Here is a 20,938-nt window from a genome sequence, read left to right as displayed (position 1 = left end):
AAAAAGCCACTTTCCAGAGGAAAGTGGCTTTTCCCATCCCATCTCACCGAGAAGACAAAATTTCATAAATCACATAGAGTTCCCAGTTGGAAATCTCTATTCGATAAAACTGTTCTAGGGTATAGAAAATGTTTTTAGCATTTTGGAAAAATGGTTTTTGGTTAATGGTTAGTTCCTCTAGGTTAGCAGGGACTTCATAGTCTTCAACGCCGAGCATGGTTCGCTCTACCATGAGCGCGTTGTGCATCATTAAGTTAAATTTCATTTTGCCGCTGAGTGTGAGGTCGAAACGTTTTTCAATGTTTTTTGTAACGTTTTCGACTTGTTTAATAATAACGTCAGGATTTAGAAATTCTAGTTTTTCTGACAAGCCTTCTTTCGAGAAGAAGTGAACAAATTCGTTAATCATGCTATCAATGTTATTGGGATGCATCAAGTTTTGGAAAGGTTCCATCAACTGGGTTCCTGCATCTTGGTCTAACATGTCTAAGAGATTCACGCTAGCAACATTCGTATGATTGTCTAAGTAGGACGTCGTCAAAATGAGCGAGGTTTCTTTTAAATAATTTTCTTCGGCGTTGGCAATGTCTAACGTGTTTACCAAATCTTTGTATTTTAGAGTAATGACTTTAATATCAGTATACAGGTATTTTTGACAGATTTGTTTGATTTGCTTGGCAATATCCAGACCTGAAATACTAGAGACAATGATATTTTTTTCCACTGAAAAGCCTTCAAAGTACTGTACATCGGTTTTAAATTTTTTTTCAACGGTTTTAGCAATACCATAGAAAAGTTGTTCGTTCATTAATTGATGACCAATTTCCAACGCATAGGCAGTGGTCAGGTTATTGATCACCAAAAGTTCTCCAAGAATTTGCGGTTTCAAACTTTTATAAAGTTGTGTCAGGGAACCCATATCGACGAGCATAATGACGCCTTGTGAAGTGTCCCGCTGAGAAAGCCAGTCTTTAACTTCGGCGACGATATCTCGGACGGAGGAGGTTAAGGGCATGTTAATCGCATCGAAAATATAGGTACCACATAATTTGTTGGCAACGGCTTGAATACTTGTGGCAGTCGATTCACCATGCGCCACGAGGAGCGCTTGGTAAGGAATCGTTTCAGAAATTTCTCCGCTGAGTAATACAGATAAGAGTACCTCTGTCAAGAAACGGTATTCTTCTGGCAGCGGACTGACTAAGTTTTTCACGAGGGAAACCGTTCGCGGATAGTGTTCTTTTAACTGTGCTTGGACTGGAAGGAGCATTGTTTCGTTAAATGTTGGCGGTAAAATTTTCAGCAATTTGGCAACATCTTTCATCGGTTTTTCAGTTTGCTCAGGTTGGTTAATAATTAGTTTGTTTTTGGTTTGGACTTCCGTGACTAGGTTTTGTAAAAAATAATCATTTTCCAAGGTTATTTCATCGTCTAAACAATATTTAATGAATTGTGTCAGTTCAGTTTTTAAGTGGGCCAGTGTTTTTTCTTTTGTAAATAAGGCTTCAAATGTTGCGAAAATATCGGAAGAAAGTGTGTCTTCTTCTAACACTTCTTTGTCTAAAGGAATCGTAATCATTGGTTGAGTCGCATCGCCAATGACGACAGGTTGATTGGGCAAAGTTTTTCGTAATTGTGACGCGCAAAGGAGCTGCACTTTGTTGGATAAACTTCCCACGTTGCCAGGTTCGTCATTTTCTAATAATGCCGTAAAGATTTCTTCGTCCACGTTGATGTCTTTGGTCATTCGTTTCGCTTCTCGGTGGAATAAGTTTTTCAAAATCGCAATCCGTTCTCGAATGGGGCGCTCTTTGAAGTTCGGAAGTGAGACGATTACGGAAATTCGGCGATAAAAGGTTGGTAATAAGACTTTTTTCGGGTTTTCGGTGGTTGCAAATAGTAGCCGGACCTTGGAATGCACCATTCTTCCTTCTTCACCAATGGGGCGGAAGGTTCCTGTATCCATAAATTGAAAGAGTTTTTCTTGGTTTTCATTGGATAATCGATGTACTTCATCTAAAAAGAGTACGGAATTATTAGCTTGGGCCAAGAGTCCTTGTTTTTCTGATTCAGCCCCAGTAAATGCGCCTTTGGTATGGCCGAAGAGAATGGATGACAGTAATTCGGGATTGTTGGCATAATCGGCACAGTTAAAGGTGTAGAATTTTTCCAGGCCAATGATTTGTTCATTTTTCAGATACTCATAAATCAGCTTTGCCAAAAAGCTTTTGCCGACGCCACTGGCTCCATGGATTAATAAAGGCATACCCAATGGGGGATACAACATAGCGGCTTTGCATTGTTCAATGGCTTTTTTGGCGCTGCCTTGGCTACCGATGTATTGTCGAAACACATCGGTCGTGGGGGTTGTTGCACGGGTTAATTGCCAATAAACGGGTTTTTTTCCCGTTTGTTGGACTTCACCTTTTTCCAATAATTTATTTAAGTATAAGCTGGTTACCGAGCGGCTTAATTGAATTTTTGTGGCAATTTCTTGTGTGCTCATCGGGGTGTTGCTGGTTTCTAAAATATCAACTAAGTGTTGGTAGGTCTCCAAGCGCATGATTCATCGTCCTTCCAAAAGAGAGGTCGGGACAGGGGTTGCTTCTGTTCCCGCCGTTTATCAGCTTTTAAGCCTGAGATAAAAATCACTTTGGATTTTTGTCTCAGGCTCTAAGTGTTTAATGATTAAATGTTTATTGTTTCAATTTTAACAGATGCCTAGTAATCCTAGCAAGATGCCTAAGAACATGATACCAAACATCACCACGTTAACATTGACTTTTTTGCGTAATAGCCAGAAAGCAAGTAACGTCACGGCTAATGGTACGATACCGACGAATAGTTGATCCAAATAGTCTTGGATTTTAACTACGTCTTCGCTTCCTTTAACGGAAACTTCAAGAATCGTTTTGAATTTTACATTTGAAGCAGTCATACTGCCCATCATCATTAAGCCTAGCATACTTGATACTTTTGTGAGTATCTTCATTCCGCCTGATTCGTACATTTTTTGGATAAAACTTTCACCGATTGAGTAGCCGCTATACAACGCATAATAGTGAATCAGGAACGCAGGGACGTTGTATAAAAGTAAGAAGACAATCGCCCCTAATGGCGAACCAGTGCTGGCTAATGAAATCCCAATACCGGCAGCAATGACACGCAAGATTCCCCAGAAGAAGGAATCACCGATGCCTGAAAGTGGCCCCATTAGTGAGGCTTTAACTGCTGTAATAGAGCTAGCATCAAAGTTTTCGTCTTCACTGTTTTGTTTTTCCATCGAAGCAACGAGCCCCATGATGAAGTTATTGATATGCATGGTTGCATTGAACCAAGTGGTGTGACGCACTAATGCCTCGGCCCGTTCTTCTTTGGTTTTATAAAAACGATTGATAACTGGGAGTAAAGTGTACATGACACCCACTGCGTGGTATTGTGTAGCTCCTGTCCGGCTAGCATTCATCGTCCAAGACCGCCAGAAAACAGAGCGCATCATTTTTTTCTCTTCTTTAGATAAATTCTCTTTTAACTTCATGCGAAAAAGTCCTCCTCTTCGATTTCTTTCGCGCTGCCTTCAACCGCAGAAGACGCCGCAGGTTTTCTTTTTAGAATGTCGCGAAATTCTACATCCCGTTGGGCACTCACGACACAAATTACTGTCCCGATGACCGCCACCGCAACGGCTGGTAATTGTAGGTACGCGGTTAAAACAAAGCCTAAAATGTAAAAGACGGCTAATTTATTATCCCATAATAGTTTCATTAACATGGCAAACCCAACGGCAGGTAAAAGTCCGCCAGCTGCGCTTAAGCCGTTCATCAAATTTTGTGGAATACTTTCAACAAACAGATTTACTGGCCCGCTTCCTGCTAAAATTCCGATAAATGAAATCGAAGCGATGATTAAATAATAAATGATCCACGTTCCGTAATGCAGTGTCACAACCATTTTTTGGTTGCCTTCACGTGCTGCTTTGTCAAGAGAAGGAGCAAAGATATTCATAAAGACATTTTTTAAAAACATCACCACGAAAGCGGCTAACATCCCAATTGGTACGGCTAACGTCATGGCGGCTTTTTGTTCGACATTTGAAATAATTGCAAACGTTGTGGCTAAAGTAGTCGCAGTTACAGGTTCCGCTGCGATAACACCACCGATATTAACATTTCCTAAGAAAATTGCTTCTAAAGAGGCCCCCATTAAGACCCCTGTTTTCATGTCGCCCATTAAAATTCCTGTGACTAATCCAACGACTAAGGGACGTTCCATCATACTTTGACCAGTTAAATAATTCCCAGCAAAACAGATAAATACAGCTAAGGCTGCCATTGTTGCATGCATAAGCATTGTTCATTTCCTCCTTTTAATTGACGGCTTGTTTTAGACTTAATTTTGAGTTGGTTGGCAGTACTTGGTTATAGCTTTCCACGTGAGTCAAACTGGCTAATTCTTTGGCAGCTTCTAACTCTTCAGGGTTTAATTGGACACTCGGGAAAACCATTGTTTTGGTGGCTGGATCTGATTTATCAAAGCGGCCAGCGTTGGCAACATTCACACTTTCAATATCTGTCACGTTTTTCGCAATTTTAGTAGCATCCGCTACACTGTTCACAATTACAAAAATTCGTTTGTCTTTACCACGAGGATCATTGAAGACATCAATCGCATCATCAACTGAGCGAATTAATAGTTTCATGCCATTAGGGACAGCCATTTTTAATGTCATTTGCATTACTTCGTTTTTGGCTGCTTCATCATTCGCTACAACTAATAAGGGGGCATTCAATTCTTTGGTCCAAACTACGGCTACTTGGCCGTGAATTAATCTGTCGTCTACTCGTACTTGTGTAATCATTTTAATTTCCTCCTAAAAAAAGTTTTCTTCTTCATTTGATGGGTTTAATTCAACGAATTGAATTTGTGCTTCAGCAATTGCTGCTTGAATATCTTCTTTGGTTAGCTTTTCGCCTTCTTTTAAGAAAATCAGCGACAAGGCAATGGCTAAGTTGGCATTGGAAATGATAAAAACATTGTCTGGTTTTGTCGTCATGACTTCTTGAACAATTTTTTGATTGACACTACCACCATATAAATCTGTTAAAATAATAGCTTGTTCTTCTGCGCCAAGGGACTGAAGAAACGTTTGAATAATTGGCGTGTAGTCCTCAGGAGTCACATAGGCATTGATGACCGCCAGCTCTTTTCCTTTGTCTGCGAGAATATCCAAGGAACTTTGGAAGCCTTTCGCTAAGTTTCCGTGACTAGCAATTAAAAATTTTCTTTTCATTCTTTTCACCTCACTTTTATATAAAGCAAGTTCTGTGCCAAAAAAAAAGAACTCTAAATCCTTGATTTGAAAGGGCTTTAACGCTCTTGGAACTGTTTAAACAGTTTCGAGTCAAAATAAACACGTTATTCGTTGGCTAGTTTGTTGTCGAAAAATAGCTAAGCAAAACTGTGAAATTTAATCAAAATAACCCCCGTTTTTATCGAGAAGTGTTACAATAATACTCATGAATATTTATACATTAAGGAGAGTTACGAATGACTGATGCTCTTGTGATACAAGATTTACGCAAAGTGTACGCTTCAGGTGTTGAAGCGTTGCGGGGGATTGATTTAACAGTCGAAGAAGGCGATTTTTATGCTCTTTTGGGACCGAATGGCGCAGGAAAATCAACGACGATTGGGATTGTGACCTCGTTAGTTAATAAGACTTCGGGGAAAGTCAAAATTTTTGGGTATGATTTAGATACGGAAATGGTGCGGGCGAAGCAACAGATTGGGTTAGTGCCGCAGGAGTTTAACTTCAATCCGTTTGAAACGGTCCAACAGATTGTGGTCAATCAAGCGGGCTATTATGGGGTGTCTCGTAAAGAAGCCATGAAACGGAGTGAAAAATATTTAAAACAATCCAACTTATGGGAAAAACGGAACGAGCGGGCTCGGATGCTTTCTGGCGGAATGAAACGTCGCTTAATGATTGCTCGCGCGTTGATGCATGAGCCGAAGTTATTGATTTTAGATGAACCAACTGCAGGTGTCGATATTGAATTGCGCCGTGAAATGTGGGCCTTTTTACAAGAGTTAAATGCGCAGGGAACCACGATTATTTTGACGACCCATTACTTAGAAGAAGCTGAGATGTTGTGTCGCAACATTGGGATTATTCAGTCTGGTGAATTGATTGAAAACACCAGCATGAAGCACTTGTTAGCAAAATTACAATTTGAAACGTTTATTTTTGATTTAGCACCTTATACGCAGGCGCCTGTTATTGAAGGCTATCAAAGCGTATTTGAGGACGAGTTAACGTTAGCGGTGGAAGTGGAACGAAACCAAGGAGTCAATCACTTGTTTGAACAGCTAAGTCAACAAGGAATCAAAGTTTTGTCAATGCGGAATAAGTCCAACCGTTTGGAAGAGCTCTTCTTGAAGATTACTGAGGATACGTACCAAAGGGAGGATCAACATGTTTAGTCTGTATTTTACTGCTTTAAAAAGTTTAGCTGTGAAGGAAACCAACCGTTATTTACGGATTTGGGTCCAAACACTGGTACCGCCAGTGATTACGACGTCCTTATACTTTGTGATTTTTGGGAAAATGATTGGCGGGCGAATTGGCGACATGGGCGGTTTTTCTTATATGGAATTTATCGTGCCAGGTTTAATTATGATGTCAGCCATTACAAGCTCGTACGCCAATGTTTCGTCTTCCTTTTTCTCACAAAAATTCCAGAAAAATATCGAAGAAATTCTCGTGGCGCCAGTTCCAACTCATGTGATTATTTGGGGATTTGTGATTGGTGGCGTTGGTCGTAGTATTTTGGTCGGTGCGTTAGTCACCATCATTTCTCTATTTTTTGTGCCGTTGCACGTTGTTTCTTGGCTGATGGTCATCATGACTTTATTGATGACAGCGATTCTTTTTTCTTTAGCTGGTTTGTTAAATGGTATTTTTGCGCAATCCTATGATGATGTATCGATTGTGCCGACCTTTGTGTTACAGCCTTTAACCTATTTGGGTGGGGTTTTCTATGCCATTTCCATGTTGCCGCCATTTTGGCAAGCTGTCTCAAAAGTTAATCCGATTGTTTACATGATTTCTGGGTTCCGCTACGGTTTCCTAGGGGTTCAAGATGTGCCAATTGGTATTTCTATGACCATTTTAATCTTATTTATTGTCGTTTTATATGGCATTTGTTGGTACCTTGTAGAAACAGGGCGTGGCTTACGTAGTTAAGCCGTAAAAAGATTAAACTGTCTGAATCACTCATTCTAGCGAGCAGATTCAGACAGTTTTCTTGTTTCTAAGTATGCCTTTTTTGATTCTTCGTGCATTTCCCTGTATAATAGCAATGTTTCGCACCAGAATATGTCGACAAGTTGTCGTTGAAAATAAAGAAAAAATCAGAAACGGAGTATATGAAGATGAGCAAGAATTTTTGGGCAACATTGCCAAAGCCCTTTTTTGTTTTAGCACCGATGGAAGACGTCACTGATGTGGTCTTTCGTCATGTCGTGAAAGAAGCTGGAGCACCAGATGTGTTTTTTACAGAGTTTACTAATTCAGATAGTTATTGTCATCCTGAAGGAAAAGACAGTGTGCGCGGGCGCCTCGTTTTTACAGAAGATGAACAGCCAATGGTGGCACATATTTGGGGGGATAAACCGGAATTTTTCCGTGAAATGAGTATCGGTGTAGCGGAGATGGGCTTTCAAGGATTAGACATAAATATGGGCTGTCCTGTGCCCAACGTGGCTGAGCGTGGAAAAGGTAGCGGATTAATTTTGCGCCCAGAAGTCGCGGCTGAATTGATTGACGCCGCCAAAGCAGGTGGCTTACCTGTTAGTGTCAAAACACGCATTGGGTTTACTGAAATGGCGGAAATGGAGGCGTGGATCACGCATTTATTAGAGCAAGACATTGCGAATCTATCCATTCATTTGCGAACACGAAAAGAGATGAGTAAAGTGGATGCCCATTGGGAGGTCATTCCGCAAATTATGGCTATTCGGGACCGTGTCGCACCGCAAACGACAATTACGATTAATGGGGATATTCCCGATCGTCAAAAGGGCCTAGAATTAGCAGAACAATATGGTGTAGATGGCATCATGATTGGTCGGGGGATTTTTAAAAATCCTTATGCCTTTGAAAAAGAACCCAAAACACATACGCCACAAGAATTACTGGGCTTGTTACGTTTACAATTGGATTTGCAAGACAAGTATGCAGAATTGGTGCCTCGCTCCATCGTTGGGCTGCATCGCTTCTTCAAAATTTATGTCAAAGGCTTTCCAGGTGCCAGTGATTTAAGAGCACAATTAATGAATACAAAATCAACGGATGAAGTGCGCCAGTTGTTAGCGACGTTTGAAGCAGAACATGGTGTGCTTGACTAAATAAAAAAAGAGAGGAGGTAGCATTTTAGCTAATGCTACCTCCTCTCTTTTGAATGCTTAATGCGCAATCATTTCTTGGGCAATTTCTTGTTTGCTTAAGTCGCTTGGATAATACGTTGGCCAGTTGTCCATTTCATTGAACAGACTTTCTTGGCTATCGCCGCCGAAGAAGATGTGGAAATGAGCGGCTTTCGTTGGTGCGATGTTGTGGTCACTAAATTGGACGTATTTAAACCGCCCAGCATTGGCATCGTCTGTTTCAAAAAGGAAACGGACGCCACGGTTGCCTTTTGCATAGTTTAAAATTTTATAACCGGCTGCTTTATAGGTGAATTTTTGTGGTTTGCCATCGACCAGAAACTCGATGGTGGAATCAGTGATGTTGATGTGGTCGACATCGGTTTGATAGCCGGCATCATAGTAGGTTTTGTATTCGGCTGGTGTTTTATCTTTTTTCAGTTTCGCTTTGTAATCGAAGACTTGGTCTAATGTGCCATCTTTTAATAAAGGATAGACGGATTGCCAATTTCCAGCGTAATCTGCCAGTGTTCTCTCAGCCACCTCACTGTCTTTGAAATAGCCGTTAGCCACGGTTTTTTCTGTTTTTTCAGAGGTTTCTGGCTGAACCTCTTTCCCGGCTGTATCTGTTGTTTTTTTCAAAGCAGTTAAGTTTTCTTTCATTACAGAAAGATAATCTTCGCCATTGTCCATTTGTTTTTGTGTCAAACTTTCTAGCGGGTTTAGGACTTCCAATTGAACATTCGCTTCGTCAGCTAACGTTTTAGCAATTTTATCGTTGGCATTTTTTTCAAAATAAATATAGCGAATTTGGTTGTCTGTGACATATTTTTTCAACTCTGCCAAGCGCCCTGCTGTTGGCTCTTGTTCAGGTGTTAAACCAGCTATTGGCACTTGTTTTAAGCCGTAATCTAAGGCAAGATAACCAAATGCAGCATGTTGGGTAACAAAACTTTTTTGCTTAGCGTCTTTCAAAGCTGTTTGGAACTCTTTGTCTAAGGCTGTTAATTTTGTTAAGTATTTTTCTGCGTTTGTTTCAAATGTTTTGGCTTTTTTAGGGTAAAGTTTGACTAATTGTTCTTTGATGTTTGTAACTTCTTGGATGGCACGATGGGGCGAAACCCAAGTATGCGGATCTAATTCATGGTGGTGGCCTTCTTCGCCATGTTCGTGGTCATGGTCGTGTCCGTCTTCGTCACTGCCAGGAAGTAAGACCATGTTTTCGGTACCTTTAATGACGTTCGGGGCTCCTTTTTTCCAGCCTTTAGCAGCTTTTGGTACCCAAGATTCCATATTTTCATTGTGGTAAACGAAAACATCCGCATCATGGATGGTAGCCATATCTTTGGCGGATGGTTCATAATCGTGGGGTTCAGAACCAGCAGGGATTAACAATTTGACGTCTCCTTCATCGCCTACAATATTTTTAGTGAAATCGTACATAGGATAAAAAGTCGTGACAATGGATAGTTTTTCTTTACCGTCAGCTGTTTTATCAGAAGTGTTTGTTCTGCCGCAAGCGCCGAAAAGAATTAGCGATAAGGCGGCTAACAGGGGAAGAGTAAATTTTTTCATAGGTGTGCTCCTTTAGTGAATTACGCAATTTTCTTTTGTTTATTGCGCTTATGTTCTTTAATGATTTTAAGTGCGCGTTTTCGTGTTTTGATGTTGGGACTTTTCAGTCGACGATAAGCACTAGATAAGTCAGTTTTTTCCATTATATATAGGACCTCCATTTCGTAAAAAAATAATTTACGGAGTAGCTATTTTGTTGAGGGTTTGAAAGGTTTCTTGAATTTTTTTTGTCTCTAATTCTTTGCCAATCAGAACAATTGTCGTTTCTTGAGGGGGTTGATTCGTCATTTGAAAGGCCACTTGCTGGTTGACGCCTTGCATGGCAATGGCCAAGTCATGCTCCTGTAAGGCGAGAATCCCTTTGAAACGGTATAACTTTTCTTGATGCGTATACATTAACCAATCAAGCCAACGAGTGAAAAGAGGTTCGTTGAGGGCTGAGGACGCCGTTAGCGTGAGGGAGTGAAAGGTATGGTGATGACGCTCGTGGGCGTGCTCATGCGGGGAATGAGTCATTTCGTGTTCTGTAAGTGTTGCCGTAAACTTATTTAATTGAAAAAAGTCACTAGCCAAAAGGGGCTCGTTGGCTTGAAAGGATAAAATATCAGCAAAAGGATTAATGGTACGAAGGGTTTCTTGGAACGTTGGTAGCTGAGTGATGTCTGCTGGTTCCTTGACAGAAAAAAAGAGACGATCTGCTAAGGCCAGTTGTTTGATGGCTTCGGTTTCTTGAAGTTGCTGTTGCCAATGATGCCCATCAACGACCGTTAAGAGACTGTCTATATAGAAATGATTTTTGATGTGCGGGGTCGTTAAAATTGTTTGAATGATTGGTTGCGGATCAGCAATGCCCGTTGTTTCTAAAATGACTTGGGCAACGGTTTGTTGTTCTTCTTGGTACACTTCTAAGATTGCTGATAAAGAGGCAAGAAGATCTCCTCGTAAGCTGCAACACATGCAACCATTATTTAATTGAATAATTCGTTCCGTGGTTTGTAAAAGTAATGCGTGGTCAACGCCTGTTTGACCAAATTCATTTTCAATAATAATAATTTCTTCTTTAGGAAACGGTGACTGCGCAAGCGCATGGTTAATTAAGGTTGTTTTTCCTGCGCCTAAAAAGCCAGAAACAATGGTGATTGGAATGCCCATCAAGTTTCCCTCCTGTTATTTGACTTCAGTGAAAAGTGCACGGCGCCGTAATTTTGGTGAATATTTTTTCAGCTGTAATTTTTCTGGTGTATTTCGTTTGTTTTTACTTGTTAAGTAAAGGCGCTCGCCAGTTTCAGCGCAAGCTAACGTAATGGTTTGGCGCATAGTACCGTCCTCCAATTTGATTTTTTTAATTGCGTATAAAAGATAAAGGGGGCTGCGAGGTCAGCCCAAAGGCGACTGTCCTCGCTAGTTGTCTTTATCGAAATAATGAGTTACCAGCTTGCTTTTTTGACGCCAGGAATCAAGCCTTGGTGAGCCAATTCACGGAAACGAATCCGAGACATGCCAAATTTACGCATGTAGCCACGTGGGCGCCCATCTGTTTGATCGCGGAGTTTTAAGCGACTTGGATGAGCATCTTTTGGCAATTTGCTAAGACCTTCATAATCGCCAGCTTCTTTTAAGGCTTGGCGAATAGGCGCATATTTTGCAATCATTGCTTGTTGTTTTTTTGCTTTAGCAATTTTTGATTTTTTAGCCATAAGGCACTTCCTTTCTTTTTGGATTTATAAAATATAAATCGTAATGGTTACGATTTGAACGGAAGTATATTATCAGGTGTTGCGTTGTTTGTCAAGTGAAAATTTCGTTTTTTTTAGGACTTGCTAAGTTGAGAAGTTAGAAATGTTTGTTTTAGCGCTGTTTTGTAGTATCTTTTAAGAAAGAGTAAAAAGGAGTGAAGATGGCAATGGTAGAACGTTTGACGATTATTCGTGGTGTGGAAAAATTTGAATTACAAACGAAAACAGCGCGCTGGGTGTTAGCAAAAGAAGAGGGATACTCGCCAGTTCAAATGCTCGTTTCGGCAATTGGCGCTTGTGGGGGGTACGTGTATCAATCCGTTTTGGAAAATTCGCACATTCCCTTTGAGTTTGAAAAAATAGAAGTCACGTATTCAAGAGAAATAGAGAGACGCGCACAACCATTAAAACAGGTGACGATTCTCTTTTATGTGTCTGTTCCAGAAGCCTTTCAAGCACGGGCGACACGGTGTTTGAAGCTTGTCTCCCCAAACTGTCCAGTGATTCAATCATTGGTTGAAAGAATTACTGTCGAAGAAACAGTTGTCTTTAAAAAGTAAACCATTAGAGACATTATCGTTACGAGCGCTTTTCCCATTTTGGATGCCTCGTTTCTGAGAATGTCTTTTTTTAGAGGAGCGTAGGGAAATAGCTGTAGAAACAGGAAATTTTTAATTCATTTGTACAAAATAATACAGACAAAAAACAGATAGTGTTTTTTTCACAAATAAAAAGGTTGCTTTTTTTTCTGTTTTAGTAGATGATGTAAGTAGTTACATCTCTGATATAACGCTGTTTTTCAAAACGTGTGTTATTTTTTAATTCGTAATAGTTTTTTTAAATCGTTTCACAGAATTACTTTAATTGTTATACAGTTTTTTTAGTTGTTATAGTTTGTTTGTCGGCCTTTAGGAGGTAATCATGATTGAGTTAGTGAATGTGTCGAAAGTCTATCAAGAGACACACGCGTTAAAAAATATTCACTTTTCTGTCCAACCAGGAGAAATCGTTGGGATTGTTGGGAAAAGTGGCTCTGGCAAGTCCACGTTGTTACGTTTGTTGAATTTAATGGAACAACCGAGTGAAGGGGAGATTCGCATTGATGGCAGAAATGTTCAAACCTTCTCTAAAAAAGAAGTTCGCCAGCAGCAACAACAAATGGGGATGGTGTTTCAGCATTACAATTTGTTAGAAAATTTGAAAATTTATGATAATGTTGCGTTGCCTTTGAAACTTTTAAAAGAGAAACAGCCTGAAAAAATTGAGCGTTTATTAACGTTTGTTGATATGGCCCATAAGGCAGAAGCGTATCCTGCTCAGCTTTCTGGTGGGGAAAAACAGCGTGTCTCTATTGCTCGAGCGTTGAGCCGTAATCCAAAATGGTTATTATGTGACGAGGCAACGAGTTCATTAGATGAAGAAAATACAGAAAGTGTCGTTCGACTATTACATAAGACGCATCAGGAATTCCGACCGACTATTTTCTTTGTCAGTCACGAATTAGAAACCGTGAAGCGCTTATGTAATCGTATCTTAGTGATGGAAAAAGGTCAGTTAATTGGCGAATTTCTGAATAATCCTCAACAATATGAAGAAGAACCGCTTTCCTATTTAGAAAAAGTGGAAAGGAGTTTGCGCCCATGACTTTTTCAGAAACCTTTGCCGAATATTGGCCATCTATGCTGGTGGGTTTAAAAGAAACAGGGATTATGATGTCGATTTCGATGGCTATCTGTTTGCTTGTCGGCTTGCCTTTAGGCTTAGGACTATTTTTGGCTAATCCGAAAGTCAAAGGGCATCAACCTTGGCTATACTGGGTTTTAAATTTCATTGTAACTGTTATTCGCTCGTTTCCTTATTTATTATTTGTGATTGCGTTGATTCCAGTTACTCGTTCTGTTTTAGGAAAGGCGTTTGGCCCAATTCCTTCCTCTGTGCCATTGAGTATTGTTGCGATCGCGATTTTTGCTCGCTTGGTTGAACAAGTGCTGTTGGATGTTCCAGAAGAAATTTATTTTTTAGCTAATTCGTTAGGTACCTCGAAAGTCCAATACATTTGGCACTTTTTATTGGTGGAAGCACGTAGCGGATTAGTCCTTGCTTACACAACCACGACAGTGAGTATGGTTTCATATTCCACGGTGATGGGTGTTGTTGGTGGCGGCGGGATTGGCGATTTTGCAGTTCGTGTCGGGTATCAACGGTATGAATACGGTATTATGTATGTTGCCATTGTAATTATGATTGCACTGGTCTTCATTTTACAAATGCTTGGGAACTTCATTGCCCAAAAACTAGACAAAAGAAAGTAGGAGGACAAAAGAATGAAGAAGTTTTATTTAGCAACATTCGCTGTTATTGCAACAGTCATTTTAGCTGCCTGTGGGGGAAATAAACAAGCAGACCAGAAAGAAGACAAGGAGATTACCGTTGCCGTGCAATTGGAATCTTCAAAAGATATTTTGGAAATTGCCAAGAAAGAAGCTGAGAAAAAAGGGTACAAAATTAACATTATGGAAGTGAGCGACAATGTTGCCTACAATGATGCCGTGCAACATGACGAAGCGGATGCCAATTTTGCCCAACATGAACCATTTATGGAAATGTTTAACAAAGAGAAAAAAGCTGATTTAGTGGCTGTGCAACCGATTTATTATTTTGCTGGTGGTTTCTATTCAAAAGAATACCAAGATGCGAAAGATTTACCTGAAAATGCCAAAGTGGGGATTCCTAGCGATCCAACCAATGAAGGTCGTGCTTTAGCAATTTTAAATGCAAACGGCGTGATTAAATTAAAAGAAGGTGTCGGCTTTAACGGTACGGTGGCAGATGTCGTGGAAAATCCTAAAAACATCACTTTTGAAAGCATTGATTTACTGAATTTAGCTAAAGCCTATGATGAAAAAGACATCGCTATGGTGTTCTGCTACCCAGCCTACTTAGAACCTGCTGGTTTAACAACGAAAGATGCGATCTTGTTAGAAGATGAAGAAGCAAGTAAACATTACGCATTACAAGTTGTGACACGTAAAGGCGAAAAAGATAGCGAAAAGATCAAGGTTTTAAAAGAAGCGATGACAACAAAAGAAGTTGCTGAATACATCAAGAAAAATTCTAAAGGCGCCAATATCCCTGCGTTTTAATGAATAGAAAAAATGAAGCCTCTTTTTTGAGAAGCTTCATTTTTTTCTTTTCCTTGATTTATAGTATAGTTAATAGGAAGGAGGTGCCGGTGTGGTCGAATTATTTATTTTAATGATGGAACGGGTGGGCTTAATTATTTTACTGGCCTTTCTTTTAGTGAATGTGCCTTATTTTAAGCGTGTTTTATTAAGTCGTGAAAAAATGTCTTCAAAAGTTCAGTTGATTTTGATTTTTGGTTTATTTGCTATTATTTCTAATTTTACAGGTATCGAAATCGCTAAGAATCAGATTGTTCCCAATAATTTACTAACCTATTTAAGCAGCAATGCTTCCATTGCGAATACGCGTACGTTAGTAATTGGCGTTTCTGGATTAGTAGGTGGTCCGATTGTCGGCAGTACGGTTGGTTTAATTGCTGGTTTTCATCGGGTTATTCAAGGCGGGGGGCATAGTTTCTTTTATGTGCCTGCTTCTTTAATTGTTGGTTTAATTGCTGGTTTTTTAGGGAGCCGTATGGCAAAGCAAACTGTTTTTCCGTCTGCCGGCTTTTCTGCCATTGTCGGAGCGTGCATGGAAATGATTCAGATGTTTTTTATTTTCTTTTTCAGCGGTGATCTAGCGGATGGGGCCACGTTGGTTCGTTTTATTGCGCTGCCGATGATTTTGTTAAATAGCGTAGGGACGTTTATTTTTATGTCGATTCTAACGACGACATTGAAACAAGAAGAGCAGGCCAAAGCGGTTCAGACGCACGATGTTTTGGAATTAGCAGCGGAAACACTGCCATATTTTCGAGAAGGCCTCAATAAAAATTCCAGCAAAAAAGTTGCGGAGATTATTAAGCATTATACAAAAGTCAGTGCGATTAGCATGACAAACAGTCATCAAATTTTAGCTCATGTTGGCGCAGGAAGCGATCATCATATTCCAGAGCTAGAAGTCATCACGGAGCTTTCTCGGGAAGTGTTACGGACGGGCCAAATGACCATCGCGCATGCCAAAGAAGAAGTTGGTTGTTCGGACCCTAATTGTCCGTTGCAAGCGGCGATTGTGATTCCATTATTTTCCCATCAGCAAATTGTTGGCACCTTAAAAATGTACTTTACGGATCCAGCGCAGTTAACGCATGTCGAGGAGCAGCTAGCAGAAGGTCTTGGGACAATTTTTTCTTCACAAATTGAATTAGGTGAAGCGGAAGTACAATCAAAATTACTTAAAGAAGCTGAAATTAAATCCTTGCAAGCGCAAGTGAACCCGCATTTCTTCTTTAATGCCATCAATACTATTTCCGCATTAATGCGGAAAGACAGTGAAAAAGCGCGGAAACTATTGCTCCAATTAAGTAAATACTTTCGAGGCAACTTGCAAGGAGCCGTGCAAACTACAATCCCAGTTTCACAAGAACTAGAACAAGTAAAAGCCTATTTGTCATTAGAACAAGCACGGTTTCCGAATCGTTATCAAGTAACATTTGACGTGGAAGAAGCGGTTGCTTCAGAAAAAGTACCGCCGTATGCGATTCAGGTGTTAGTGGAAAATACCATCAAGCATGCATTCGGCAGCCGGAAGGAGAACAATCAAGTTCGGGTAGTGGTCAAAGTAAAACAACATAAATTACATGTGGATGTGTATGACAATGGGCAAGGGATTCCTGAAGAACGCCGCTTGTTATTAGGAAAGACGACAGTGACTTCGGAAAAAGGCACCGGCACGGCACTGGAAAACTTGTCCCGCAGAATGGCGAACCTTTATGGATCAGAAGGTTGTTTTTTAATAGAAAATTTAGAGACAGGCGGGAGCCATGTTCATTTAGAAATCCCGATGGAACAGGAGGAATTAGATGCACGTATTAATCGTTGATGATGAGCCCTTAGCACGAGAAGAATTGAGCTATCTTGTTTCCCAACATCCGCAAGTGACGAGCGTTGCAGAAGCGGATTCTGTGGCGGAGGCAATGGAAGAGATGATGGATCAAAAGCCAGATTTGTTATTTTTAGATATTCATTTGACCGATGAAAGCGGGTTTGATTTAGCGGAAAAATTAACCCATCTTAAAAAAGCGCCCTACTTGGTCTTTGCAACCGCCTATGATCAATATGCGTTAAAGGCCTTTCAAGTGAATGCAAAAGATTATATTTTGAAACCTTTTGAAGAAGAAAAAATAACACAAGTCATTGAAAAAGCATCGAAAGAAATGGCTCAAGCTGTCCCAGAAAACACTGCTGAAAAAGGACCGAAATCTGAAGCAATACCTATTCAAGGGGAAGACCGCATTTATCTTGTGGCGCCAGAAGATATTTACCTCGTTTCTGTCGAAGAACGGCAACTGAGCATTTTTGTAGATCAACAGGTCTACAAGATGACAGGGACCCTCAACAGTATTGAACAAAAATTACCTGCCGCGCTCTTTATTAAAACGCACCGAAGTTTCATCTTGAATCGAACAAAAATTCAAGAAATCCAGCCGTGGTTTAATAACACGTTGCAAGTAATTTTAACCAACGGCTCAAAAGTACCTGTTAGCCGTTCATACGTCAAAGAATTTAAAGAAAAACTTGGCTTAAGTTAAAAAATCACCACTTGAAATGTCGAATGCATTTCAAGTGGTGATTTTTGCATTTGGTGAAGAAATTCTGGCATTTCATGAAAAAAAGCCCTTAAAAAAACGTTTTCTTTATATACTTAACCCATAGAAAACAGACAAAAGGGAGCGAAGAAGCATGGAAAAGAAAGTATATTCATTTTTACAACAAGCAGCAGTTTTTGCCATTATTATGTTAATCGCCAACGGCTTGGCGTTCATTTCTCCAATACCAATGCCTGCTTCAGTAATTGGCATGGTGTTATTGTTCATTGGTTTATGTACAAAAGTTGTTAAATTGGAGCAAGTGGAAGGGCTAGGTAATAGCTTATCAACGGTTATTACATTTTTATTTGTTCCTTCAGGGATTTCCTTAGTTAATTCTTTAGGGATTATGCAACAATTTGGCGTTCAAATTGTTTTTGTTATTTTAGTAGCGACACTAGCGTTACTAGCAATGACTGGTTGGACGGGCGCCTTTTTATTGCATATGAAAGATGCTCGAAAAGAAAAAGAACCCGCAGCAACGAAGAAAGCGAAAGGAGAGGTTCGCGCATGAATCCGTATGTTGGCATTATTATTTCATTAGCTGTATTTGGCATAGGTACTTGGTTGTTTAAAAAAAGTAAAGGTTTCTTCTTATTTACGCCATTATTCGTTGCGATGATTTTAGGCGTTGTCGTTTTAAAAGTAACAGGAATTAGTTACGAGCAATACAATGAAGGTGGCAAATATATCAGCTTCTTTCTAGAGCCTGCGACAGTAGCGTTTGCGATTCCTTTATATAAAAAGAGAGACGTGTTGAAAAAATATTGGTTAGAAATTTTAACGGCGTTAACAATTGGTTCTTTTGGTTCGCTAGTGGCTGTTTATTTTGCAGGAAAAGTGATTGGCATGGATAATCATTTAGTGGCCTCAATCTTACCACAAGCAGCTACAACAGCGATTGCCGTACCTATTTCTCAAACTGTTGGCGGCATTGCTTCTATTACGGCGTTTACCGTAATCTTCAATGGTGTACTAACCTATGCCTTGGGTCGAATTGCATTGAAATGGTTTAAGATTAACAATCCAATCGCCAAAGGTTTAGCTTTAGGTGCGGCCGGACATGCCCTAGGTGTGGCAGTTGGCATGGAAATGGGTGAAACAGAGGCTGCTATGGCTAGTATTTCTGTCGTAGTGGTTGGTGTAGTTACTGTTTTAGTGGTTCCTTTCTTTGCAACGGTCATTGGTCTATAAAAAGTGGGCTTCCCCACTTTTTATGAGTAGCTAATTTCTATCAACTAACAGTCTCTGCTTATTCTGTGAATGCTAGTTATCACTAATCCGCAGGCTCGGAGTTAAAATGAGTGTAAAAAAGCCAACCTTATCCATAGTAAGGTTGGCTTTTGTGTTGTTTACAGGATTTTTTGAATATAGATAGGGCGCACGGAAGGATTGACTAGTCTTTTTATAGAATGGTTGCTCCTAAAGTTTGTTTAAAGTGGCGTAACGCCCATTCGTGTCCTTGTTCATCAAAACTAGCAACGGCGCGTTCAGGAATCATTAATTGATAGCCTAAATTATAGGCATCGACAGCCGTATGCAACACGCAAATATCTGTACAAACACCAGTTAAACAAAGCTCTGTAATTCCTCGTTCTCGTAACCGAATGTCCAAATCCGTGCCACTAAAAGCAGAATAGTGCCGTTTGTCCATCCAATAAACGGTTGCCTCATTTTTGTGAGCTTGATAAAAATCAGCTAGCGAGCCAAACAGATTACGCCCGTCAGTTCCTAAGACATTGTGGGGCGGGAAAAGTTTGTTTTCAGGATGATAGTGATCTAGGGGATCATGCCCATCAATGGCAAAAACCACAAAATCGCCATTGTCAAAATAGTGCTTTGTTTGTTGAACAAGGGCCGTTTCAATGGCTTGTCCAGCGGCACCAGTGGTTAGTTTTCCGTCTGTGGCGACAAAATCATTCGTATAATCAATGGAAATCAGAGCTTTCATTTGGCAACCTCCTAAAGGTTAAAGTCATTTTGTTCATTTTACAGCTTTTAAGAAAGCATTTCAAATGATAAAAGTACATCAAATTCTAAAAAAGCTGTTTCAAAATAAACGCTTTGGCTGAAAAACATGCTATAATTTTGCTACAAATTAAAGCAGGTGAATAGAGTGAAAAGAAAAATCGTACGTTTTATCCTTTGGTTGTTAGGAATCATTGTGGTTATTTGCTTAGGCGTGTTTCTCGCCTTTCAATTATCCCCTAAGCCAGGCGCTTGGGTCATCAACCAGTTATTCGCAGGCGAAGTTGAAATAAAAGATTCAGCTTCCTATGATAAAGCATTACCCAATGTCCAATTGCAAGAAAATCAAACATACCCTTCTTCAAGAAAAAAGAATACCTTTGATTTGTATTATCCCCAAGCGTCAAAACAAGCGGTACCAGTCGTTTTATGGGTCCATGGTGGTGGCTATGTGGGAGGAGATAAGTCTGGGATGAAAGAGTTTGCGACACGTTTAGTGGCTGATTCCTCAGTTGCCTTTATTTCAATGAATTATGAATTAGCACCAGACGCACCTTATCCAAGCCAGCTCCAGCAGGTCGATGAACTTGTTCAATTTTTATTAGAAAAGAAACAAGCATATCCCATGTTAGATTTATCTAAGCTTTTTATTGGCGGGGACAGTGCGGGTGCACAGATTGCTCTACAATATGCAACAGTTCAAACCAATGCCAACTATGCCAAAGAATTAGGTATGACTGCAGCGTTGCCAGCTAACCATTTAAAAGGTACACTCTCGTATTGTGGTCCGGTGGATTTGAAACAAATGGCCAACCAACAAAGTGATAATCGTTTTATGAAATTTTTCGTTAAAACAGTGGCTTGGTCCTTGCTCGGCACTAAAGATTGGCAGACGAGTGCAGAACTGCAAGAAGTGAGTTTAGTGGATAAAGTCACCAAAGAATTTCCCCCGACGTATCTAACAGATGGCAATAGTTTTTCATTCCAAGAGCAAGGACTAGCCTTGGTTCAGAGGTTAAAAACTTTAAATGTTCCAGTTTCAACTCTCTTTTTCAAAGATAAGAAAGCAACAATCACCCATGAATATCAATTCGACTATCAAACAAAAGAAGCTAAACAATGTTACCAAGAAACAGTCCAGTTTGTGAATACGTATAAATAAACAGAGGCCTTAGAAATATTTCTAAGGCCTCTGTTTATTTATTTTTGTCATTTTTTTAGTTGGGAAATATGTATAAATTAAACAAAAATGTTTATTTAATGATGTTTACATGAGAAAAAATCCGTGCTATACTACGAACTCGTTTGTTAATTTTAATGTTAAAAAACAACGTTTTTGTTATTTTTGTGAACAAATTAACATTTTATCTTACAGAAAATAGCAAAAAATTCGTTTAGTTAACAAAAAGAAAATTAAAAAATAAATTTTTTTTTTGAAATTAAGAAAATATCTTTAAAAAAA

General features: G+C 39.8%; 23 protein-coding genes. 12 read left to right on the top strand and 11 right to left on the bottom strand.

What is annotated here, in order from left to right; genetic code table 11:
* Positions 1 to 43 precede the first annotated feature (43 nt).
* The 5 genes from MKZ30_RS12320 to MKZ30_RS12300 all read right to left on the bottom strand — a co-directional run bounded on the left by MKZ30_RS12320 (position 44) and on the right by MKZ30_RS12300 (position 5,290).
* Positions 44 to 2,563: a sigma 54-interacting transcriptional regulator gene (locus MKZ30_RS12320; protein WP_033600555.1), complete on the bottom strand. Its 2,520-nt coding sequence runs from the start codon at positions 2,561 to 2,563 to the stop codon at positions 44 to 46.
* 147 nt (positions 2,564 to 2,710) lie between these two features.
* Positions 2,711 to 3,538 (bottom strand): PTS system mannose/fructose/sorbose family transporter subunit IID, encoded by an 828-nt coding sequence (locus tag MKZ30_RS12315; protein ID WP_002360964.1) that lies wholly within the window; start codon positions 3,536 to 3,538, stop codon positions 2,711 to 2,713.
* Entirely contained in the window at positions 3,535 to 4,350 is an 816-nt protein-coding gene (locus MKZ30_RS12310) for a PTS mannose/fructose/sorbose/N-acetylgalactosamine transporter subunit IIC (RefSeq protein WP_002365419.1), read from the bottom strand. Before MKZ30_RS12310 ends, MKZ30_RS12315 begins: the two co-directional genes overlap by 4 nt.
* Before the next feature lie 16 nt (positions 4,351 to 4,366).
* The gene (locus tag MKZ30_RS12305) at positions 4,367 to 4,858 is read right to left on the bottom strand and encodes a PTS sugar transporter subunit IIB (protein ID WP_002354800.1); all 492 of its coding nucleotides are present in this window, start codon (positions 4,856 to 4,858) and stop codon (positions 4,367 to 4,369) included.
* 12 nt (positions 4,859 to 4,870) lie between these two features.
* Positions 4,871 to 5,290 carry a PTS sugar transporter subunit IIA gene (locus tag MKZ30_RS12300; RefSeq protein WP_002354802.1) on the bottom strand — a complete coding sequence of 140 codons (420 nt, stop codon included), beginning with the start codon at positions 5,288 to 5,290 and terminating at the stop codon, positions 4,871 to 4,873.
* A gap of 257 nt (positions 5,291 to 5,547) precedes the next feature.
* Here MKZ30_RS12300 and MKZ30_RS12295 point away from each other — a divergent pair, with 257 nt between their 5' ends.
* From MKZ30_RS12295 to MKZ30_RS12285, 3 genes are all read left to right on the top strand, one after another.
* Positions 5,548 to 6,483 carry an ABC transporter ATP-binding protein gene (locus MKZ30_RS12295; protein WP_002354809.1) on the top strand — a complete coding sequence of 312 codons (936 nt, stop codon included), beginning with the start codon at positions 5,548 to 5,550 and terminating at the stop codon, positions 6,481 to 6,483.
* Entirely contained in the window at positions 6,476 to 7,246 is a 771-nt protein-coding gene (locus MKZ30_RS12290) for an ABC transporter permease (protein WP_002354811.1), read from the top strand. Before MKZ30_RS12295 ends, MKZ30_RS12290 begins: the two co-directional genes overlap by 8 nt.
* Before the next feature lie 188 nt (positions 7,247 to 7,434).
* Positions 7,435 to 8,409 carry a tRNA dihydrouridine synthase gene (locus MKZ30_RS12285; RefSeq protein WP_002413934.1) on the top strand — a complete coding sequence of 325 codons (975 nt, stop codon included), beginning with the start codon at positions 7,435 to 7,437 and terminating at the stop codon, positions 8,407 to 8,409.
* 57 nt (positions 8,410 to 8,466) lie between these two features.
* Here the strand turns inward: MKZ30_RS12285 and MKZ30_RS12280 are convergent, their stop codons facing one another.
* From MKZ30_RS12280 to rpsN, 5 genes are all read right to left on the bottom strand, one after another.
* Positions 8,467 to 10,002: a metal ABC transporter solute-binding protein, Zn/Mn family gene (locus tag MKZ30_RS12280; protein WP_010816854.1), complete on the bottom strand. Its 1,536-nt coding sequence runs from the start codon at positions 10,000 to 10,002 to the stop codon at positions 8,467 to 8,469.
* A 20-nt stretch (positions 10,003 to 10,022) separates the two neighbouring features.
* Positions 10,023 to 10,145 (bottom strand): putative metal homeostasis protein, encoded by a 123-nt coding sequence (locus tag MKZ30_RS12275; RefSeq protein ID WP_002383181.1) that lies wholly within the window; start codon positions 10,143 to 10,145, stop codon positions 10,023 to 10,025.
* Positions 10,146 to 10,179: 34 nt separating this feature from the next.
* Positions 10,180 to 11,154: a CobW family GTP-binding protein gene (locus tag MKZ30_RS12270; RefSeq protein WP_033600554.1), complete on the bottom strand. Its 975-nt coding sequence runs from the start codon at positions 11,152 to 11,154 to the stop codon at positions 10,180 to 10,182.
* 15 nt (positions 11,155 to 11,169) lie between these two features.
* Complete coding sequence (gene rpmG / locus MKZ30_RS12265) at positions 11,170 to 11,319, bottom strand: 50S ribosomal protein L33 (RefSeq protein ID WP_002354818.1); 150 nt, start codon at positions 11,317 to 11,319, stop codon at positions 11,170 to 11,172.
* Between the two features lie 110 nt (positions 11,320 to 11,429).
* Positions 11,430 to 11,699 (bottom strand): 30S ribosomal protein S14, encoded by a 270-nt coding sequence (gene rpsN, locus MKZ30_RS12260; protein WP_002354822.1) that lies wholly within the window; start codon positions 11,697 to 11,699, stop codon positions 11,430 to 11,432.
* A 200-nt stretch (positions 11,700 to 11,899) separates the two neighbouring features.
* Here rpsN and MKZ30_RS12255 point away from each other — a divergent pair, with 200 nt between their 5' ends.
* The 8 genes from MKZ30_RS12255 to lrgB all read left to right on the top strand — a co-directional run bounded on the left by MKZ30_RS12255 (position 11,900) and on the right by lrgB (position 18,702).
* Entirely contained in the window at positions 11,900 to 12,298 is a 399-nt protein-coding gene (locus MKZ30_RS12255) for an OsmC family protein (RefSeq protein ID WP_033600553.1), read from the top strand.
* A 361-nt stretch (positions 12,299 to 12,659) separates the two neighbouring features.
* Positions 12,660 to 13,382 (top strand): metal ABC transporter ATP-binding protein EmtA, encoded by a 723-nt coding sequence (gene emtA / locus MKZ30_RS12250; RefSeq protein ID WP_002354824.1) that lies wholly within the window; start codon positions 12,660 to 12,662, stop codon positions 13,380 to 13,382.
* A complete protein-coding gene (gene emtB / locus MKZ30_RS12245; protein WP_002368484.1) occupies positions 13,379 to 14,050 on the top strand; it encodes a metal ABC transporter permease EmtB in 672 nt (223 codons plus the stop codon). The genes emtA and emtB overlap by 4 nt, the downstream gene beginning before the upstream one ends.
* Before the next feature lie 12 nt (positions 14,051 to 14,062).
* Positions 14,063 to 14,881, top strand: a complete 819-nt coding sequence (emtC, locus tag MKZ30_RS12240; protein WP_002375473.1) for a metal family ABC transporter substrate-binding protein EmtC — start codon at positions 14,063 to 14,065, stop codon at positions 14,879 to 14,881.
* Positions 14,882 to 14,972: 91 nt separating this feature from the next.
* The gene (locus MKZ30_RS12235; protein ID WP_033600552.1) at positions 14,973 to 16,742 is read left to right on the top strand and encodes a sensor histidine kinase; all 1,770 of its coding nucleotides are present in this window, start codon (positions 14,973 to 14,975) and stop codon (positions 16,740 to 16,742) included.
* Positions 16,723 to 17,451 carry a LytR/AlgR family response regulator transcription factor gene (locus tag MKZ30_RS12230; protein ID WP_002408379.1) on the top strand — a complete coding sequence of 243 codons (729 nt, stop codon included), beginning with the start codon at positions 16,723 to 16,725 and terminating at the stop codon, positions 17,449 to 17,451. Before MKZ30_RS12235 ends, MKZ30_RS12230 begins: the two co-directional genes overlap by 20 nt.
* A gap of 151 nt (positions 17,452 to 17,602) precedes the next feature.
* Positions 17,603 to 18,022 (top strand): antiholin-like murein hydrolase modulator LrgA, encoded by a 420-nt coding sequence (gene lrgA, locus MKZ30_RS12225; protein ID WP_033600551.1) that lies wholly within the window; start codon positions 17,603 to 17,605, stop codon positions 18,020 to 18,022.
* Positions 18,019 to 18,702 (top strand): antiholin-like protein LrgB, encoded by a 684-nt coding sequence (gene lrgB, locus MKZ30_RS12220; RefSeq protein ID WP_002354830.1) that lies wholly within the window; start codon positions 18,019 to 18,021, stop codon positions 18,700 to 18,702. The genes lrgA and lrgB overlap by 4 nt, the downstream gene beginning before the upstream one ends.
* Positions 18,703 to 18,913: 211 nt before the next feature.
* Here lrgB and MKZ30_RS12215 read toward each other — a convergent pair whose 3' ends face one another.
* Positions 18,914 to 19,459: a cysteine hydrolase family protein gene (locus MKZ30_RS12215; protein ID WP_002383189.1), complete on the bottom strand. Its 546-nt coding sequence runs from the start codon at positions 19,457 to 19,459 to the stop codon at positions 18,914 to 18,916.
* 165 nt (positions 19,460 to 19,624) lie between these two features.
* Here MKZ30_RS12215 and MKZ30_RS12210 point away from each other — a divergent pair, with 165 nt between their 5' ends.
* A complete protein-coding gene (locus MKZ30_RS12210; protein WP_129226007.1) occupies positions 19,625 to 20,638 on the top strand; it encodes an alpha/beta hydrolase in 1,014 nt (337 codons plus the stop codon).
* Positions 20,639 to 20,938 lie beyond the last annotated feature (300 nt).

The sequence above is a fragment of the Enterococcus sp. LX10 genome (assembly GCF_023539285.1).
Classification (GTDB): Bacteria; Bacillota; Bacilli; order Lactobacillales; family Enterococcaceae; genus Enterococcus; species Enterococcus faecalis.
The sequence above is the reverse complement of the archived record's forward strand: the minus strand, read 5'-3'. Positions and strand labels throughout refer to the sequence as shown.

Bases quoted from the DNA above. Each gene is read 5' to 3' on its own strand.
- MKZ30_RS12255 (WP_033600553.1), top strand. From the start codon at position 11,900: ATGGCAATGGTAGAACGTTTGACGATTATTCGTGGTGTGGAAAAATTT.
- rpsN (WP_002354822.1), bottom strand. From the start codon at position 11,699: ATGGCTAAAAAATCAAAAATTGCTAAAGCAAAAAAACAACAAGCAATG.
- MKZ30_RS12320 (WP_033600555.1), bottom strand. From the start codon at position 2,563: ATGCGCTTGGAGACCTACCAACACTTAGTTGATATTTTAGAAACCAGC.
- MKZ30_RS12275 (WP_002383181.1), bottom strand. From the start codon at position 10,145: ATGGAAAAAACTGACTTATCTAGTGCTTATCGTCGACTGAAAAGTCCC.
- MKZ30_RS12280 (WP_010816854.1), bottom strand. From the start codon at position 10,002: ATGAAAAAATTTACTCTTCCCCTGTTAGCCGCCTTATCGCTAATTCTT.
- MKZ30_RS12295 (WP_002354809.1), top strand. From the start codon at position 5,548: ATGACTGATGCTCTTGTGATACAAGATTTACGCAAAGTGTACGCTTCA.
- rpmG (WP_002354818.1), bottom strand. From the start codon at position 11,319: ATGCGCCAAACCATTACGTTAGCTTGCGCTGAAACTGGCGAGCGCCTT.
- lrgA (WP_033600551.1), top strand. From the start codon at position 17,603: ATGGAAAAGAAAGTATATTCATTTTTACAACAAGCAGCAGTTTTTGCC.
- emtB (WP_002368484.1), top strand. From the start codon at position 13,379: ATGACTTTTTCAGAAACCTTTGCCGAATATTGGCCATCTATGCTGGTG.
- emtA (WP_002354824.1), top strand. From the start codon at position 12,660: ATGATTGAGTTAGTGAATGTGTCGAAAGTCTATCAAGAGACACACGCG.
- MKZ30_RS12215 (WP_002383189.1), bottom strand. From the start codon at position 19,459: ATGAAAGCTCTGATTTCCATTGATTATACGAATGATTTTGTCGCCACA.
- MKZ30_RS12290 (WP_002354811.1), top strand. From the start codon at position 6,476: ATGTTTAGTCTGTATTTTACTGCTTTAAAAAGTTTAGCTGTGAAGGAA.
- MKZ30_RS12305 (WP_002354800.1), bottom strand. From the start codon at position 4,858: ATGATTACACAAGTACGAGTAGACGACAGATTAATTCACGGCCAAGTA.
- MKZ30_RS12285 (WP_002413934.1), top strand. From the start codon at position 7,435: ATGAGCAAGAATTTTTGGGCAACATTGCCAAAGCCCTTTTTTGTTTTA.
- MKZ30_RS12300 (WP_002354802.1), bottom strand. From the start codon at position 5,290: ATGAAAAGAAAATTTTTAATTGCTAGTCACGGAAACTTAGCGAAAGGC.
- lrgB (WP_002354830.1), top strand. From the start codon at position 18,019: ATGAATCCGTATGTTGGCATTATTATTTCATTAGCTGTATTTGGCATA.
- emtC (WP_002375473.1), top strand. From the start codon at position 14,063: ATGAAGAAGTTTTATTTAGCAACATTCGCTGTTATTGCAACAGTCATT.
- MKZ30_RS12270 (WP_033600554.1), bottom strand. From the start codon at position 11,154: ATGGGCATTCCAATCACCATTGTTTCTGGCTTTTTAGGCGCAGGAAAA.
- MKZ30_RS12310 (WP_002365419.1), bottom strand. From the start codon at position 4,350: ATGCTTATGCATGCAACAATGGCAGCCTTAGCTGTATTTATCTGTTTT.
- MKZ30_RS12315 (WP_002360964.1), bottom strand. From the start codon at position 3,538: ATGAAGTTAAAAGAGAATTTATCTAAAGAAGAGAAAAAAATGATGCGC.
- MKZ30_RS12230 (WP_002408379.1), top strand. From the start codon at position 16,723: ATGCACGTATTAATCGTTGATGATGAGCCCTTAGCACGAGAAGAATTG.